At 64.6% G+C, this 16,455-nt stretch carries 15 protein-coding genes; 10 read left to right on the plus strand and 5 right to left on the minus strand.

Annotated features, from left to right (window positions below; translation table 11 throughout):
- From IVB45_RS23740 to IVB45_RS23765, 6 genes are all read left to right on the plus strand, one after another.
- Complete coding sequence (locus IVB45_RS23740; protein ID WP_007611875.1) at positions 1-888, plus strand: ABC transporter permease; 888 nt, start codon at positions 1-3, stop codon at positions 886-888.
- A 14-nt stretch (positions 889-902) separates the two neighbouring features.
- On the plus strand, positions 903-2,552 hold the full coding sequence (locus IVB45_RS23745; RefSeq protein ID WP_247362799.1) for an ABC transporter ATP-binding protein: 1,650 nt from the start codon (positions 903-905) through the stop codon (positions 2,550-2,552).
- 212 nt (positions 2,553-2,764) lie between these two features.
- Complete coding sequence (locus IVB45_RS23750) at positions 2,765-4,270, plus strand: M81 family metallopeptidase (protein ID WP_247287173.1); 1,506 nt, start codon at positions 2,765-2,767, stop codon at positions 4,268-4,270.
- Between the two features lie 13 nt (positions 4,271-4,283).
- On the plus strand, positions 4,284-5,456 hold the full coding sequence (locus tag IVB45_RS23755) for a M20 aminoacylase family protein (protein WP_247287174.1): 1,173 nt from the start codon (positions 4,284-4,286) through the stop codon (positions 5,454-5,456).
- A complete protein-coding gene (locus tag IVB45_RS23760) occupies positions 5,449-6,870 on the plus strand; it encodes an amidase (protein WP_247287175.1) in 1,422 nt (473 codons plus the stop codon). Before IVB45_RS23755 ends, IVB45_RS23760 begins: the two co-directional genes overlap by 8 nt.
- A gap of 98 nt (positions 6,871-6,968) precedes the next feature.
- Positions 6,969-7,859 carry a crotonase/enoyl-CoA hydratase family protein gene (locus IVB45_RS23765; RefSeq protein ID WP_247362268.1) on the plus strand — a complete coding sequence of 297 codons (891 nt, stop codon included), beginning with the start codon at positions 6,969-6,971 and terminating at the stop codon, positions 7,857-7,859.
- A 105-nt stretch (positions 7,860-7,964) separates the two neighbouring features.
- Here IVB45_RS23765 and IVB45_RS23770 read toward each other — a convergent pair whose 3' ends face one another.
- Positions 7,965-8,942 (minus strand): NADPH:quinone oxidoreductase family protein, encoded by a 978-nt coding sequence (locus IVB45_RS23770; protein ID WP_247362272.1) that lies wholly within the window; start codon positions 8,940-8,942, stop codon positions 7,965-7,967.
- On the minus strand, positions 8,942-9,550 hold the full coding sequence (locus IVB45_RS23775) for a 2-hydroxychromene-2-carboxylate isomerase (protein ID WP_247362275.1): 609 nt from the start codon (positions 9,548-9,550) through the stop codon (positions 8,942-8,944). The genes IVB45_RS23770 and IVB45_RS23775 overlap by 1 nt, the downstream gene beginning before the upstream one ends.
- A gap of 110 nt (positions 9,551-9,660) precedes the next feature.
- On the opposite strand from IVB45_RS23775, the gene IVB45_RS23780 reads away from it, so the two are divergent.
- Complete coding sequence (locus tag IVB45_RS23780; protein WP_247362278.1) at positions 9,661-10,683, plus strand: methionine synthase; 1,023 nt, start codon at positions 9,661-9,663, stop codon at positions 10,681-10,683.
- A 138-nt stretch (positions 10,684-10,821) separates the two neighbouring features.
- Here IVB45_RS23780 and IVB45_RS23785 read toward each other — a convergent pair whose 3' ends face one another.
- From IVB45_RS23785 to IVB45_RS23795, 3 genes are all read right to left on the minus strand, one after another.
- Positions 10,822-11,439, minus strand: a complete 618-nt coding sequence (locus IVB45_RS23785; protein WP_247362281.1) for a hypothetical protein — start codon at positions 11,437-11,439, stop codon at positions 10,822-10,824.
- A 107-nt stretch (positions 11,440-11,546) separates the two neighbouring features.
- A complete protein-coding gene (gene gpt, locus IVB45_RS23790) occupies positions 11,547-12,074 on the minus strand; it encodes a xanthine phosphoribosyltransferase (RefSeq protein ID WP_007602504.1) in 528 nt (175 codons plus the stop codon).
- Between the two features lie 36 nt (positions 12,075-12,110).
- Positions 12,111-12,848 (minus strand): molybdopterin-binding protein, encoded by a 738-nt coding sequence (locus IVB45_RS23795; RefSeq protein WP_027567758.1) that lies wholly within the window; start codon positions 12,846-12,848, stop codon positions 12,111-12,113.
- 277 nt (positions 12,849-13,125) lie between these two features.
- Here IVB45_RS23795 and IVB45_RS23800 point away from each other — a divergent pair, with 277 nt between their 5' ends.
- The 3 genes from IVB45_RS23800 to IVB45_RS23810 all read left to right on the plus strand — a co-directional run bounded on the left by IVB45_RS23800 (position 13,126) and on the right by IVB45_RS23810 (position 16,410).
- The gene (locus tag IVB45_RS23800) at positions 13,126-14,544 is read left to right on the plus strand and encodes a circularly permuted type 2 ATP-grasp protein (protein WP_027518749.1); all 1,419 of its coding nucleotides are present in this window, start codon (positions 13,126-13,128) and stop codon (positions 14,542-14,544) included.
- A gap of 4 nt (positions 14,545-14,548) precedes the next feature.
- Positions 14,549-15,493 carry an alpha-E domain-containing protein gene (locus IVB45_RS23805; protein WP_027567757.1) on the plus strand — a complete coding sequence of 315 codons (945 nt, stop codon included), beginning with the start codon at positions 14,549-14,551 and terminating at the stop codon, positions 15,491-15,493.
- Between the two features lie 68 nt (positions 15,494-15,561).
- A complete protein-coding gene (locus IVB45_RS23810; protein WP_247362284.1) occupies positions 15,562-16,410 on the plus strand; it encodes a transglutaminase family protein in 849 nt (282 codons plus the stop codon).
- The last annotated feature ends 45 nt before the right edge of the window (positions 16,411-16,455 follow it).

Genomic DNA, 16,455 nt, shown 5'->3' on the forward strand with positions numbered 1-16,455 from the left:
ATGTCTGTCGATACCCTTCCCCAGTCCTCCATCCCGATCACGTCGCCGCTGCGGCCGCGCTTCGGATTCCTGACCTCGACGCCGATCATCGCGGCAGCAACCATCTGTTTGGCGTTGGTCGTGCTGATCTCGATCCTGGCGCCGTTGATCGCGCCGTATGATCCGATCCAGCTTGCGCCCTCGCAGCGGCTGAAGCCCTCTTCGGCGCAATTCCTGCTCGGCACCGACGCCTATGGCCGCGACCTGCTGTCGCGCGTCATGTATGGCGGACGCATTTCGCTTCTGATCGGCATCGGCTCGGCGATCATGTCGATCGTCATTGGGTTGGCGATCGGCCTCGTCTCCGGCTTCTTCAAGCTGGTCGATTCCGTCATGATGCGGATCATGGACGGCCTGATGGCAATGCCGAGCATCCTGCTGGCAATCGCCGTGGTGTCGCTGTCCGGCGCCAGCCTCTGGACCGTACTGATCGCGATCACGATCCCAGAAGTTCCGCGCGTGGCACGCCTGGTGCGCTCGGTCGTGCTGTCGGCGCGCGAAGAGCCCTATGTTGAGGCGGCGATCTCGGTCGGCACATCCCTGCCGAAGATCATGTGGCGACATTTGATGCCGAACACGATCGCACCTCTGATCGTGCAGGGCAGTTACGTCTGCGCGTCCGCGATCCTCACCGAGGCCATCCTCTCCTTCCTCGGCGCCGGCATCTCGCCGGAAACGCCGACCTGGGGGAACATCATGGCCGAGGGCCGTCAGTACTTCCAGCTCAAGCCGACGCTGATCTTCTGGCCGGGCCTGCTGCTCTCGATCGCCATCCTCAGCATCAATTTGATCGGCGACGCCGCCCGCGACGCACTCGATCCGCGCATGAAGCAGCGGGAAGGCAAATGATGACCGATCAAGTGATGACCAGCCCGATCCTCGACATCAACAACCTCGTCGTCTCCGTCGGCAAGAAGCCGAATGCTGCAAACATCATCGAGGGCATCTCGATCCAGGTGCATGAGCGCGAGACGCTGTGCCTCGTCGGCGAAAGCGGCTCGGGCAAGTCCGTGACCTCGCTGACCACGATGGGTCTGCTGCCGAAGGGCACGCTGATTCCGACCGGCGGCAGCGTCAAGCTGGTCGGCGAGGAGATTCTCACCGCGACCGACCGCCGCCTGCGGCAGCTCCGCGCGACGCGGATGGCGATGATCTTCCAGGAGCCAATGACGGCACTCAATCCGGTGATGCCGGTCGGTCGCCAGATCGACGAGGTTCTCCGCGCGCACACCAAACTCGATGCGAAGGCGCGCAAGAAGCGCATCCTCGACATGATGGAGCAGGTGCGCCTGCCCCAGGTCGAGCGTATCTTTGCCTCCTACCCTCACCGACTCTCCGGCGGTCAACGCCAGCGCATCATGATCGCGATGGCGCTCGTGCTCGAACCGAAGCTTCTCATCGCCGACGAGCCGACCACCGCGCTCGACGTCACGACGCAGAAGCAGATTTTGACCCTGATCCGCGACCTCCAGCGGGATCACGGAACCGCCGTGCTGTTCATTACCCATGACATGGGCGTGGTCGCCGAGATCGCCGACCGAGTCGCGGTGATGCGGCAGGGCCGATTGGTCGAGACCGGAACGCTGGATTCCATCCTGCGCAATCCGACCATGGAGTACACCCGCAACCTGCTCTCCGCAGTGCCGAGCCTGGTGCCGCGCGCGGCGCGGCCCGAGACCAAGGAACCGGTGGTGCTGGAGGCCAACGAGCTTGGGAAGGTCTATCGCGAGCGCGCGTTCTTCGGTAAAGGCCGCGAAGTCGTCGCCGCCGACAAGGTCACGCTGACGCTGCGCAAGGGCCGCACGCTCGGCATCGTCGGCGAGAGCGGCTCAGGCAAATCGACCGTAGCGCGCTGCATCGTTCGCCTGATCGACCCGACCTCCGGCGGCGTGCGCCTCTCCGGCCGCGAGATCTCGGACATCTCGCGGCGGCTGTTGCAGCCGCATCGCAAGAAGATCCAGATCGTATTCCAGGACCCTTACCGCTCGCTCAACCCGCGCGTCAACGTCGGCGAAAGCATCGCGGAAGGCCCGATCAATTACGGCGCGTCGCATACCGACGCAATGAAGCGCGCCCGCGAATTGCTCGAGCTGGTCGGCCTGCCCGCCGATGCGGTCGCGCGCTATCCGCACCAGTTCTCCGGCGGCCAGCGTCAGCGCATTGCGATCGCCCGCGCGCTCGCGCTCGATCCCGACGTGCTGGTCGCGGACGAGGCGGTCTCCGCCCTCGACGTCTCCGTGCAGGCGCAGGTGCTAGAACTGTTCGACGAGATCCAGCAGCGGCTCGGCATCGCCATCCTGTTCATCACTCACGATCTGCGCGTCGCAGCGCAGATCTGCGACGAGGTCGTGGTGATGCAGCACGGCCGCGTCGTCGAGCAGGGCCCGGCCGCTGAAGTGCTGACGCATCCGAAGGAGGCGTACACCAGAGCCCTGCTCGAGGCAGCGCCGGGCCGCGGCTGGGATTTTGCGAACTTCCGGCCGGTGTCGGAGGGTGTGGCGGCCAGCGCCTAGTCTCTCTCCTCGTCATTGCGAGCGCAGCGAAGCAATCCAGAATCCCTCCGCGGGGACAACCTGGATTGCTTCGCCGCGTTCGCAATGACGGCGGTTGCGACAAGCATTCCCAAAACGGCTTGACGCCATGCATGGCGCGATTGCTTCCCGGCTTGCTCTCGCCGCAAGCACAGGGCTAACGTCGCGCACTTTCAATTGCTGGACTTGAGTTGATGACACGTATCGCCGTCGGCGGCTTCCTGCACGAGACCAACACCTTCGCTCCGACGAAGGCGACGTTCGCGGACTTCCAGCACGGCGGCGGCTGGCCGGCGATGACGCAAGGACCTGACGTGCTGAAGGTGATGCGCCGCATCAATGTCGGCCTCGCCGGTTTCGTCGACAGCGCCGAGGCCCTCGGCTGGGAACTCATCCCGACCATCGCTTGCGGCGCCAGCCCCTCGGCGCATGTCACCAGGGACGCCTTCGAGCGTATCGTCAAGACGATGGTCGACGGCATCGCAGCCGCCGGCCCGATCGACGCCGTCTATCTCGATCTGCACGGCGCGATGGTCACGGAACATCTCGACGATGGCGAAGGCGAGATTCTGGCCCGCGTGCGCCGCGTCATCGGCAAGGACATTCCGCTGGTCGCGAGCCTCGACCTGCACGCCAACGTCACGCCCGAGATGATGGAGCATGCGGACGCGCTGATCGCCTACCGCACCTATCCCCATGTCGACATGGCCGAGACCGGACGCGCCTCGGCCAAACATCTCGCGCTCCTCCTGAACACCAGGCAGCGTTTCGCAAAGGCCTTCCGGCAATTGCCGTTCCTGATTCCGATCAGCTGGCAGTGCACCAACGACCAGCCGACCAAGGGCATCTACGAAAAGCTTGCCGCGCTGGAGAGCGACGCGGTTCCGACGCTGTCCTTCGCGCCCGGCTTCCCCGCCGCCGATTTCCGCGATTGCGGGCCGAGCGTGTTTGCCTATGGCAAGACCCAAGCCGATGCCGACCGCGCGGCCGATGCGATCGTCAAGCTGATCGAAAGCCACGAGGACGATTTCGACGGCAAGATCTGGTCGCCCGATGACGGCGTCCGCCACGCCATGGAGCTTTCCAAGAGCGCGAGCAAGCCGATCATCATCGCCGACACCCAGGACAATCCCGGCGCCGGCGGCGATTCCGACACCACCGGCATGCTACGCGCGCTGGTACGCAACAAGGCGAGTGCTGCGACGGGCGCGATCTACGATCCGGCATCGGCGAAAGCCGCGCATGAAGCCGGCGTCGGCGCCACCGTGACGCTGTCGCTCGGCGGCAAGTCGGGCATTCCCGGCGACGAGCCCTATCGTGAGACCTTCGTCGTCGAAAAACTTTCCGACGGCCGCTTCATCGCGCCCGGGCCCTACTATGGCGGCCGCGAGATGGAGATGGGCCCGTCCGCCTGCCTTCGCATCGGCGACGTCCGAATCGTCGTGAGCTCACACAAGGCGCAGCTCGCCGACCAGGCCATGTACCGCTATGTCGGCATCGAGCCGACCGAACAGAAGATTTTGGTCAACAAGAGCTCGGTGCACTTCCGCGCCGACTTCGAGCCGATCGCGGAAAAGCTGATGATCTGCGCTGCCCCCGGCGCGATGCCCGCTGACACGGCTACGCTGCCGTGGACGCGCCTGCGGCCGGGCATCCGCATCAAGCCGAACGGCCCGGTTTTCACTCCCTCCTCACGCTAACTGGACAGAACACATGCCCACGATCGACCGCATCGACGGCTATGCCGACGAACTCACAGCCATCAGGCGCGACCTCCACGCCCATCCGGAAATCGGCTTCGAGGAAGTGCGCACCTCCGGCATCGTTGCCGACAAGCTGAAGAGCTGGGGCATCGAGGTGCATCGCGGTCTCGGCGGCACCGGCGTAATCGGCGTCATCAAGGGCAAGGGTTCGAGCGGCAAGCGGATCGGGCTTCGCGCCGACATGGACGCGCTGCCGATGGAGGAGAACACCAATCTGAAATGGAGTTCGAAAATCCCGGGCCGCTTCCACGGCTGTGGCCATGACGGCCACACCACCATGCTGCTCGGCACCGCGCGCTACCTCGCCGAAACCAAGAACTTCGACGGCACAGTGCACCTGATCTTCCAGCCGGCAGAGGAAGGCCTCGGCGGCGCCCGCGCGATGATCAAGGACGGGCTGTTCGAGAAGTTTCCCTGCGACGAGCTCTACGGCCTGCACAACGCGCCCGACCTGAACCATGGCGAGATCGCGATCCTGCCCGGCCCCGCGATGGCCAGCGCCGACTTCTTCGATCTCCGCATCACTGGCTATGGCGCGCATGGCGCGATGCCCGAACGCTCCAAGGACGCTGTGATCATCGCGACCACGCTGGCGCAGGCGATCCAGACCATCGTCAGCCGCAACGTCGAGCCGCTGCAGGCCGCAGTCGTTTCGATCACGCAGATTCACGCCGGTTCCGCGTACAACGTCATCCCCGGCGAGGCGCATCTTTGTGGCACCATCCGCACTTTCTCGAAAGAAGTCCGCACCCTGATCAGCGAACGCATTCGCACGATCTGCGCTGGCATCGCGAGCGCCTATCAGTGCGTGATCGACGTCGACATCCGCGACACGTTCGATGTGCTGGTCAACCAGCTCGAGCAGTCCAAGGTGGTCGAAGACGTCGCGCGCACCATCGTCGACCCCGCCAACGTGATCACCCGTGCCCAGCCGAAGATGGGCAGCGAGGATTTCGCCGACATGCTGCAAACCATTCCGGGCGCCTATTTCTGGGTCGGCCACGACGGCTCGGTGCCCGTGCACAATCCCGGCTTCGTGCTCGACGACAAGATCCTGCCGATCGGTGCCAGCATGTTCGCCCGGATCATCGAGACCCGGATGCCGGTGGGTGCCCATGCATAAAAAGGGTGTCGAAGAGGAAGTCACCTCGCTGCACGATCTCTCCGCGGTCGATCTGATCGCGGGCTATCGCGCCAAGCAGTTCTCGCCGAGCGAGGTGCTGGAAGACGTGCTCGCGCACGTCGCCGCGTGGGAGCCGCACCTCAAGGCGCTCTATGCATGCGATCCCGACGGAGCGCGCGAGGCCGCGAAGGCCTCGACCGCACGCTGGTCCGGGGGCGAGCCGTCCGGAGCGCTCGACGGCGTGCCGGTGACTGTGAAGGACAACATCGCAACCAAAGGCGTGCCGGTGCCGCTGGGCGCGGCCAGCGTCAAGCTCGTGCCGGCGGAGAAGGACGCACCACCCGCGGCGCGCCTGCGCGAAGCCGGTGCGATCATCTTCGCCAAGACCACCATGCCCGACTACGGCATGCTGTCCTCGGGGCTGTCCTCTTTCCACGCGCTGGCGCGTAATCCCTGGGACCTCTCCAAAAATCCAGGCGGCTCCAGCGCCGGCGCGGGCGCCGCGGCCGCGGCCGGCTATGGCCCGCTGCATCTCGGGACTGATATCGGCGGCTCGGTCCGTCTGCCCGCCGGCTGGTGCGGCCTCGTCGGACTGAAGCCGAGCTTTGGCCGTGTGCCGATCGATCCCGCCTATGTCGGCCGCGTTGCCGGTCCCATGACCCGCACCGTCGACGATTGCGCGCTGATGATGAGCGCGATCGCGAAACCCGACCGGCGCGACGGCACGAGCCTGCCCGCGGAGCCCCTCAACTGGAAGGGGCTGGAGAAATCCCCGCGCAAACTCCGCATCGGATTGATGCTCGATCCCGGCGTTGGCATGGCGCTGGAGAAACCGGTGCGCGAGGTCGCTGTGAAGGCGGCGAAAGCGTTCGAATCCGCAGGGGCCGTCGTCACCGAAGTCGACGGCATCCTCACGCGCGAGATGCTCGACGGCCTCGACAACTTTTGGCGCGCACGGATGTGGGATGATCTGTCGAAGCTGACGCCCGCCGAACAGGCAAAGGTGCTGCCCTACATTTTCAAGTGGGGCGAGTCCGGCGCAAAGCTCTCGGGCGTCGACGTCATCCGTGGTTTCAACCAGACCATGGCAATCCGCGCGGCGGCATCAAAGCTGTTCTGCGAGCTCGACTATGTGATCTCGCCGACCGCGCCGAACGTGAACTATCCGGCGGAGTGGGCCTCGCCGACCAACGATCCCATGAAGCCGTTCGAGCACATCGCCTATACCGTCCCGTGGAATATGTCGGAGAACCCGGCGATCTCCATCAACGGCGGCTTCGACGCCAAGGGTTTTCCCATCGGGGTGCAGATCGTCGGCCGCCGCTTCGACGATATCGGCGTGCTCGGCATGGCCAAGGCTTTTGAGAGCCTGCGCGGGCCACAGAAGCCCTGGCCTAGCCCGCCGGCGAAGTAGAGCCTGGCCACCAAACGCCCAGTCCGCACAAGACGGAAGCTGGCGTTCATGCATGACGTCTCTTAGAGACAGAATTCAGGACAGGGAAGGGAACCACCATGGCGTATGAGACGATCAAATACGAAATCGCCGAGCAGATCCTCACCATCACGCTGAACCGGCCCGACAAGCTCAACGCCTTCAACGCGCAGATGCAAGGAGAGCTGATCGACGCGTTCGACGCAGCCGACAAGGACGACGACGTCCGCGCCATCATCGTCACAGGCGCCGGCCGCGGCTTTTGCGCGGGCGCGGATCTTTCGTCGGGCGCGGATACGTTCGATCGCGATGCCCGGCGCGGGCCAGTGAAGCGCTTTGCCGATGGCAAGGTCGACTACAGCGATTCCCAGGTGCGCGACGGTGGCGGCCAGGTGACATTGCGCATCTTCAAATGCCTCAAGCCTGTGATTGCTGCGGTGAACGGTCCCGCGGTCGGCATCGGCGTCACCATGCAGCTCGCGATGGACATCCGCATCGCCTCCGACGCCGCGCGCTTCGGCTTCGTGTTCTCCCAGCGCGGCATCGTGCCGGAGGCCGCCTCGAGCTGGTTCCTGCCGCGCATCGTCGGCATCTCGCAGGCGCTGGAATGGTGCTATTCGGGCCGCGTCTTCCCGGCGCAGGAAGCCCTCGCCGGACGCCTCGTCAGCAAGGTCGTAGCCCCCGATGATCTGCTGCCGACCGCCCGCGCGCTCGCCAAGGAATTCGCGGCGAAGACGGCACCGGTGTCGGTGGCACTGATCCGCCAGATGATGTGGCGCATGATGGGCGCCGACGATCCGATGGAGGCCCACAAGGTCGACAGCCGTGGCATCTACGCCCGCGGCCGCTCGGACGATGTGAAGGAAGGCGTGGTGTCGTTCCTGCAGAAGCGCCCGGCTCAGTTCAAGAACAAGGTGTCGAGCGACATGCCGGATTATTTCCCGTGGTGGACGGAGCGGGAGTACAAGTAAGGCATCGTAGGGTGGGCAAAGCGAAGCGTGCCCACCCTTCTTGTCACGGCTGCCGATAAATGGTGGGCACGGCGCTCACGCGCCTTTGCCCACCCTACGACACCGTCACTCCATCAACAACGCCACGCGCCCGATCGCCTTGCGGTCGAGCAACAGCCGCATCGCCTTCGCAACCTCCTCCAGCGGCAGGCGGTGCGAGACGTTGGGCCGGAGCTTGCCCTCTTCGGCCCATTGGAGCAACGCCTTCAGCCTGCTCTCGCCGAGCGCGGGATTTTTCCGTACCGCTTCGCCCGCTCGCACGCCGAGCACGCTGGCACCCTTGATCAGCAGGAGATTGGTTTTCGCCGAGCCGATGCCGCCGGTGAAGCCGATCACCAGCAGCCGTGCGCCCCAGGCGATGCAACGCATCGAATTCTCGAACACTTCGCCGCCGACGGGATCGAACACGATGTCGGCACCGCGACCGTCGGTGATCCGTTTGACGGCATCACGAAACGGCTCGCGGTCGTAGCGCACGAGATGATCGGCGCCCCGCGCCTTGGCGATCGCGAGCTTTTCGTCGCTGGACGCCGTCGCGATCACGGTCGCGCCCAGCATCTTGCCGATCTCGACGGCAGCAAGGCCCACGCCGCCGCCGGCGCCATGCACCAGCAGCACCTCGCCCGGCTCGAGCCGGCCGCGGTCGATCAGCGCGTGATAGGCGGTGCCGTGCCCGGCGAGATAGGTCGCAGCCTCCGCATAGTCGAACGTCGATGGCATCGGCGTGAGCTGCGACGGGATCACCACGGCTTCATCCGTGAAAGCGCCGTGCCGCATCTTGACGATGACCTTGTCGCCGACGGCGACGCCGCTCGCGCCCGCGCCGACCTCGGTCACGTCGCCGGCTGCCTCCACGCCCGGCGTGAACGGCAGCTCCGGCTTGAGCTGGTATTCGCCGGCCGCCATCAGCACGTCGGGAAAATTCAGGCCGGCGGCACGGATCGCGACGCGCACTTCGTCCGGCTTCAGGTCGCGCGACGGAAACTCTTCAAGCTGCAATTTTTCGGGCGCGCCGAGCGCGCGGCAGACGACAGCCCGCACCATCAGGCCGCGCTCGCCTTGCCGCGCAGCAGCGCCTCGCGGATCAACGGCAGGCGGTCATTGCCGAAATACATGTCGGTCTTGCCGACGAAGATCGTCGGCGAGCCAAAGCCGCCGCGGGCGACGACTTCTTCGGTGTTGGCCTTGAGCTGATCCTTGATCCCCTGCCCCGAAATGCCCGCGAAGAATTTCTGCTCGTCGACGCCCACCTTCCTGCAGATCTCGGCGAGCACCGCGTCCTGCGAGATGTCCTTGTCCTCGCCCCAGTAGGTCTCGAACACCGCCGTGGCGAAAGGCACCGAGTCCTGCCCGAGCCAGATGCAGCCACGCATCGCTTTCACGCTGTTCACCGGAAATACCGTCGGCGGCATCTTGATCGCGAGGCCGGCCGAGCGCGACCAGTCGGCAAGGTCCTTTTTCATGTAGCGCGCCTTCAGCGGCACCGGTGTCTCACGCTGCGCGTAGACACTTGGATTGACCGTATTGAAGATGCCGCCCACCAGGATCGGCCGCCAGACGATCTCCGCGCCAACCTCCCTGGCCAGCGGCTGAATGTTGTGGAAGGCGAGATAGGTCCAGGGGCTGGAACAGTCGAAGAAAAATTCGATCATGGCGTTTCCGGGCCGGCGCCGCCGGTTTCAAGGCGACTTTTGTTGTTCTGTACCTCGACGTTAAGACATGGCAGGAAGGGGCGCAATCATAACCCGCCGTGAGGGCCGCCATGCTGTTTCCAACCACGATCGCCGGCTCCTTGCCGAAGCCGGAATGGCTCGCCGAACCCAACATGCTCTGGGCGCCCTGGAAGTCGCAGGGCGACGAGCTCGCCCGCGCCAAGCGCGATGCGACGATGCTTGCCGTCAAAGTCCAGGAGGATGCCGGCATCGACATCGTCACCGAGGGCGAGCAGGCCCGGCAACATTTCGTCCACGGTTTCCTGGAGAAGATCGAGGGCATCGATTTCGCCCACAAGGTCGAGATGGGAATCCGCAAGGATCGCTACAAGGCGATGGTGCCGCAGGTTGTCGCCCCGCTCCGGCTGAAGAGCCGCGTCCACGCCGACGAGGCGCGCGTCGCCCGCGCTCACACGAGGAAGAAGCTCAAGTTCACCCTGCCCGGCCCGATGACCATCATCGACACCATTGCCGATCGCTACTATGGCGACCGCGTCAAGATGGCATTTGCGTTCGCCGAACTCCTGAACGAGGAAGCCAAGGCGCTGCAGGCCGACGGCGTCGATCTCGTGCAGTTCGACGAGCCCGCGTTCAACGTCTACATGGACGAGGTCAACGACTGGGGCATCAAGGCGCTGGAGCGCGCCGCGCAGGGCCTGACCTGCGCCACCGCCGTGCACATCTGCTACGGCTACGGCATCAAGGCCAACACCGACTGGAAGGAAACGCTCGGCGCGCAATGGCGGCAGTACGAGCAGATCTTTCCCGCGATCGACGCCAGCCCGATCCAGCAGGTCGCGATCGAGTGCCGCAACTCGAAGGTACCGCTCGACCTGCTCGCGCTGCTCAAGTCCAAGATCGTGCAGGCCGGCGTGATCGACGTCGCCAGCGACACGGTCGAGACCGCCGAGGATGTCGTGCAGGTGATCGACGCAGTGTCGAAATTCGTGCCCAAGAGCAACATCATCGCCACCACCAACTGCGGCATGGCGCCGATGCGGCGCGAGATCGCCGAAGCCAAGCTGATGGCGCTCGGGGCCGGTGCCGCGCTGGCACGCGAGAAGCTGGGTTAAGGCTGTGACCGATCCGCTTTCGTTATTGCGACGCTTGCGGCGATCGCGCTGCCGGCGTGCGGTGAGGATCGTTCCGTGCTTCGCAATTGCGAGGCGATGGTGGAGCACGACAGTCGATGAAAACGGTAAGCCGCTGCGCTAGGGGCGTGCGGTCGGATGCAGCACAGGTTGATATCCAGCGATGATCGCGCGCAAGGTGGAAGGCGGCGTCAGCAACAGCGGGTGATCGAGGGCGCTGCTATGCGGGGCGTAGCCCGCGGGTGACCACAGCAGCGTCCTGCCCTGCGCGACGAGGAAGCAATCATCGCCCTGTTGGACCATCGCGCCGTCCGGCAATTCCACGAGCGGCCTCGGCAGCGCATGCAGCCGTTTCTTGCCGCGATCGAGCCGTTCCCGATGCAGTACGGCATCCATCGCCTTGGCGCTGATGCCGCTTGCACTGTTGCCCGTCTCCCATGCAACGCGAAAGCGCCTGGCATCATCGCGGCGGCAGAAGAAGCAGGGACGATGGCCTGCGGCAAAGGCCGTGGCTTCGTCAAGAAAGAACAGCTCGGTCCAGCTCCGTCGCGCCATCACCGGCCGCCGCCAGCCGCGGAATTCACACAGGCAAACGATCCAAGCCGGCGACGACCAGCGCTTTTTCAATAGCGTCTTGGTCGCGGGATCATGGATGATGCCGCGGTTACCGGTGAACAGGCCGCGGTGCGGTGTCGCGATAATCTCGCCGGTCGGCGTGACGCGGTTTTGCAGGGGCATGGTCGCCTCCGCCCGTCATTGCGAGGAGCGAAGCGACGAAGCAATCCAGACTATTTCCGCGGACACATTTCTGGATTGCTTCGCTGCGCTCGCAATGACGGCGATAATCACGCCGCTCCGTCGCGAAGCGGCGGGTGATAGGACAGCGCGGTGTCCCAGGGGAAGAAGATCCAGGTGTCCTGCGAGACTTCCGTGATGAAGGTATCGACCAGCGGACGTCCCTTCGGCTTGGCGTAGACGGTGGCGAAATGCGCGTCGGGGAGCATCGCGCGCACCAGCTTGCCGGTCTTGCCGGTATCCACGAGGTCGTCGACGATCAAAAGCCCCTTGCCGGTGCCGCCGCCGAGCTTCATCACGTCTTCGGAAATGCCCTTCAGCACTTTGAGGTCGCCCTGCTTGTCGTGGTCGTAGCTGGCGATGCAGACCGTATCGATCACGCGCACGCCAAGCTCGCGCGCCACGATAGCGGCCGGCACAAGGCCGCCGCGGGTGATCGCGATCACCGCATGAAACGGACCAACCTCATTGAGCCGCCAGGTCAGTGCCCGGCAATCTCGGTGGAACTGGTCCCACGAGACCGGAAAGGGGCGGCCCGCCCGTTCCTCCGCACTTAATTCCGGTGCTTCACCAGCCATCGTCGTCTCCTGCTTCGTCTGCCGGCAGCTAGGTTGCTAGCGGGTGATGTTCAATCCCGCCAGCATTTCCTTCACCGCCGCCATTGCGGCTGCGAGCTTGTCCGCATCGCGCGAGCGCACCACCAGATTGGTGTTCGGCTTCTGCTCTTCATCCATGAAGGGATAGCTGCCGATGATGGTGTCGGGATGTTGGGCGGCAATCGCCCGCAGCGGGCTGCCGATGTCACCTTCCCGCGCATTGGCGCGGACCGATTCGGAGAGCATGCGCACGCCCGATTTCAGCTTGGGCGAGACGATGTCCATCATCGCCTGCATGATCGAGGGCACGCCCGCCATCACGATGACATTGCCGATCTTGAACCCGGGGGCGAGGATGGTGGCGCTCTGGATCAGCTCGGCACCATCGGGAATGCGGGCCATGCGCAGGCGGGCCTCGTTGAGGTCCTGCTCGCTCCAGCGCTCGCGGAAACGGGCGACCACCTCCGGATGATGGTCGATCCCGACGCCGAACGCCTTGGCGACGCTATCAGCGGTGATGTCGTCATGGGTCGGCCCGATGCCACCGGTGGTGAAGACATAGGTGTAGCGATGCCGCAGTGCATCCAACGCGGCAATGATGTCGGGCTCGTCGTCGGAGACGACCCGGACCTCCTTCAGGTCGATGCCGATATTGGTCAGGTATTCGGCGATGAAGCCGATGTTCTTGTCCTTGGTCCGGCCGGACAGGATTTCGTCCCCAATGACCAGAATACCCGCCGTGACGATCTCGCTCATACCTCAAGTCCCTCACCTATCGGCCCGACTTTGCCGAGGTAACGCGTTGAAGTCACGCGCTTTTGCTGCCGAAATAAGCAGTCCTCAGCCATTTTTTCAGGCAAGCCGCCGGCCGTCCCCGGCAAATGTCCTCTCCCCATGCTTATCGCGCTGGCCCGGCCCTTGCTACCGCATGAAAGTCATGCACTCTTGCCGCATGGCCAGGACGTTGCGGTCTTCACCAAGGCCTCGCGGCCTGTCGAATGGCGCAACGCCTTGCGGAGACAAGTCGGGATCTATGGCAGTCGCGTTTGATGAAATGAACATTCCCGGTGGGGACCTTCGCCCTGCCTATCAGGAGCTGGCGCGCTGGCTCAAGGAGACGCCTCCCGAGGCGCTCGAATATCGCCGCCAGGAGGCCGAGCTCCTGTTCCGCCGCATCGGCATTACCTTCGCGGTCTATGGGGACTCCGAGTCGACGGAGCGCCTGATCCCCTTCGACGTGATCCCGCGGATCATGTCCGGCAAGGAATGGTCGCTGCTGGAGAAGGGCCTGAAGCAGCGCGTGCGCGCGCTCAACATGTTCCTGCGCGACATCTATCACGGCCGCGACATCCTCCGCGCAGAGATCGTGCCCGACGACCTCATCTTTCAGAACCCGGTCTTCCGCCCGGAGATGAACGGTCAGCAGGTGCCGCACGACGTCTACGTGCACATCGCCGGCATCGACATCGTCCGGGTCGATGCCGAGGACTTCATCGTGCTGGAGGACAATGCACGCACGCCCTCGGGCGTGTCCTACATGCTGGAAAACCGCGAGATCATGATGCGGCTGTTTCCGGACCTGTTCGCCCGCCACAGGGTGGCGCCGGTCGAACGCTATCCGGACGAGCTGCTATCCGCCTTGCGCTCGGTGGCGCCGCAAAGCGCCTCCGGCGAGCCGACCGTCGCGCTGCTGACGCCGGGCGTCTACAACTCGGCCTATTACGAGCACTCCTTCCTCGCTGACAAGCTCGGTATCGAGCTGGTCGAGGGCCGCGACCTCATCGTCAAGAACAACGAAGTGTTCATGCGGACGACCGAGGGCGTGAAACGGGTCGACGTGATCTACCGCCGCGTCGACGACGACTACCTCGATCCCCTCACCTTCCGGCCGGACTCCGCGCTCGGGGTGCCCGGGCTGATGTCGGCCTATGCGGCCGGCAACATCACGCTCGCCAACGCCGTCGGCACCGGCATCGCCGACGACAAGGCGATCTACTCCTACATGCCGGACATCGTAAAATTCTATCTCGGCGAGGAGCCGATTCTGAAAAACGTGCAGACCTGGCGCTGCCGCGAGCCGAAGGACCTCGCCTATGTGCTGGACCATCTGAGCGAACTCGTCGTGAAGGAGGTGCACGGCTCCGGCGGCTACGGCATGCTGATTGGTCCTGCCGCGACCAAGGCGACGATCGAAGCCTTCCGCGAAAAGCTCAAGCGCGAGCCCGAAGGCTTCATTGCGCAGCCGACGCTAGCGCTCTCGACCTGCCCGACCTGCACGGCATCCGGCCTTGCGCCGCGCCACGTCGACCTGCGGCCGTTCGTGCTCACCGGCAGCAAGAGCACCACGATCGTGCCCGGCGGGTTGACACGCGTTGCCCTGAAGGAAGGCTCCCTGGTGGTGAATTCGAGCCAGGGCGGCGGTACCAAAGATACCTGGATCCTGGACGAGTAGAGAGATGCTGTCGCGTACCGCCGAAAACCTCTATTGGCTCGCCCGTTACGTCGAACGGGCCGAGTATCTCGCGCGCACCATCGATGCGACGCTGCGCGTCACCGCGCTTCCCGCCGCCTATATCGGCAAGACCAACGAATGGGACTCAGCGCTTTTGACTGCCGGCGTCGCCGCAAGCTTCTATCAGCAGTACGAAGAAGCCAACGAGCACAACGTCGTCGATTATCTCTCGTTCTCGGCGGACAATCCGTCGTCGATCAGGAATTGCATCGAGGCGGCGCGGCTGAATTCGCGCTCGGTGCGCACAGCGCTGACGAGCGAGATGTGGGACACCATCAACTCGGCCTGGATCGAATTGCAGGAGGTCTGGAGCAGAGGGACCTCCACGCGCGAGGACCTCGCAAAATTCCTGCGCTTCGTGCAGGAGACCTCGCTGCGCTTCGACGGCTCGGCCTACCGGACCATGTTGCGCAACGACGCGTACTGGTTCTCGCGGATGGGCCTGCATCTCGAACGCGCCGACAACACCGCGCGCATTCTCGACGTGAAATACCATGTGCTGCTGCCCGAGGAGGAGCATGTCGGCGGCCCGCTCGATTTCTACCAGTGGACCTCGATCCTGCGCTCGGTTTCGGCACTGACGGCCTATCACTGGGTCTATCGCGAAACACTGAAACCCTGGCTGATCGCGGATTTGCTCATCCTCAACGATTCGCTGCCGCGTTCGCTCGCAAGCTGCTACGGCAATCTGGTGCGCAATCTCGATCAGATCGGGGTCGCCTATGGCCGCCAGGGCCCGGCCCAGCGCCATGCCCGCGGCATCCGCAACCGGCTGGAACACAGCAATATGAACGACATTTTCCAGCATGGCGTGCATGAATTCATTCAGGAATTCATCTCGGACAATTCCAGACTGGGCGAAATCATCACGAAGCAGTATTTGATCTGATACTGCTGTCATTCCGGGGACGCCCGCAGGGCTAGCCCGGATCGATGACGCGACAACAACGGTCCACCATGCGCCTGCGAATCCTGCACACCACGACCTATCGCTACGAGCCGCAGGCCACGAGCGTGATCCAGATCCTGCGCATGACGCCCGGCAGCCATGACGGGCAATATGTGGCGGAGTGGCAGATCGACGTGTCGACCGACACCAAGCTCGACACCCACGAGGATGCGTTCGGCAACGTCACCCATGTCCTGTCCTGCGGACCCGTCGGCGACATCAAGATCACCGCCGAGGGCCTGATCGAGACCCACGACACCGGCGGCGTTCTCCGCGGCGCCGATGAGCGCTTTCCGGCCGGCATGTTCTTGCGCGCCACCGACCTCACCACGGTCAATCCGGCGATGCATGCGGTCGCGCGCCAGCTGCGCAGCGAGGCCGAGAGCGACACGCTCGGCTTCCTGCACACGCTGATGACGCAAATCAGCGATCACATGACGTTCGACGAGGACCCGACCAACAGCGGCACGTCGGCGGCGGAAGCGTTCACGCTCAAGCGCGGCGTCTGTCAGGACTACGCGCACATCTTCATCGCCTGCGCCCGCAGCGGCGGCGTGCCGGCGCGCTTCGTCTCCGGCCATTTCCTGCGCTCCGACGGCACGGTGCATCAGGACGCGGGCCATGCCTGGGCGGAGGCCTATGTCGACGGTCTCGGCTGGGTCGGCTTCGATCCCGCCAACAGCATCTGCGCCACCGACGCCCATGTCCGCGTCGCGATCGGGCTCGATTATCTCGGCGCAGCCCCCGTGCGCGGCACCCGCTATGGCGGCGGCGCGGAGACGCTGTCGGTGACGGTCAAGGTCGAGCAGGCCGGCCGCGGCGGCCAGTCGCAATCGCAGTCCCAGCGGCAGAGCTGAACCGCGCCAAGCAAGCCCCTCGCCCGCGCACAGCTCCACCCTGCC

The sequence above is a fragment of the Bradyrhizobium sp. 4 genome, assembly GCF_023100905.1.
Taxonomy (GTDB): domain Bacteria; phylum Pseudomonadota; class Alphaproteobacteria; order Rhizobiales; family Xanthobacteraceae; genus Bradyrhizobium.

Excerpts from the sequence above, each read along its gene's own strand:
- IVB45_RS23745 (WP_247362799.1), top strand. The coding sequence starts at position 903 with ATGACCAGCCCGATCCTCGACATCAACAACCTCGTCGTCTCCGTCGGC.
- IVB45_RS23770 (WP_247362272.1), bottom strand. The coding sequence starts at position 8,942 with ATGGTGCGGGCTGTCGTCTGCCGCGCGCTCGGCGCGCCCGAAAAATTG.
- IVB45_RS23795 (WP_027567758.1), bottom strand. The coding sequence starts at position 12,848 with ATGAGCGAGATCGTCACGGCGGGTATTCTGGTCATTGGGGACGAAATC.
- IVB45_RS23760 (WP_247287175.1), top strand. The coding sequence starts at position 5,449 with ATGCATAAAAAGGGTGTCGAAGAGGAAGTCACCTCGCTGCACGATCTC.
- IVB45_RS23785 (WP_247362281.1), bottom strand. The coding sequence starts at position 11,439 with ATGCCCCTGCAAAACCGCGTCACGCCGACCGGCGAGATTATCGCGACA.
- IVB45_RS23765 (WP_247362268.1), top strand. The coding sequence starts at position 6,969 with ATGGCGTATGAGACGATCAAATACGAAATCGCCGAGCAGATCCTCACC.
- IVB45_RS23805 (WP_027567757.1), top strand. The coding sequence starts at position 14,549 with ATGCTGTCGCGTACCGCCGAAAACCTCTATTGGCTCGCCCGTTACGTC.
- gpt (WP_007602504.1), bottom strand. The coding sequence starts at position 12,074 with ATGGCTGGTGAAGCACCGGAATTAAGTGCGGAGGAACGGGCGGGCCGC.
- IVB45_RS23775 (WP_247362275.1), bottom strand. The coding sequence starts at position 9,550 with ATGATCGAATTTTTCTTCGACTGTTCCAGCCCCTGGACCTATCTCGCC.
- IVB45_RS23810 (WP_247362284.1), top strand. The coding sequence starts at position 15,562 with ATGCGCCTGCGAATCCTGCACACCACGACCTATCGCTACGAGCCGCAG.
- IVB45_RS23800 (WP_027518749.1), top strand. The coding sequence starts at position 13,126 with ATGGCAGTCGCGTTTGATGAAATGAACATTCCCGGTGGGGACCTTCGC.
- IVB45_RS23750 (WP_247287173.1), top strand. The coding sequence starts at position 2,765 with ATGACACGTATCGCCGTCGGCGGCTTCCTGCACGAGACCAACACCTTC.
- IVB45_RS23755 (WP_247287174.1), top strand. The coding sequence starts at position 4,284 with ATGCCCACGATCGACCGCATCGACGGCTATGCCGACGAACTCACAGCC.
- IVB45_RS23740 (WP_007611875.1), top strand. The coding sequence starts at position 1 with ATGTCTGTCGATACCCTTCCCCAGTCCTCCATCCCGATCACGTCGCCG.
- IVB45_RS23780 (WP_247362278.1), top strand. The coding sequence starts at position 9,661 with ATGCTGTTTCCAACCACGATCGCCGGCTCCTTGCCGAAGCCGGAATGG.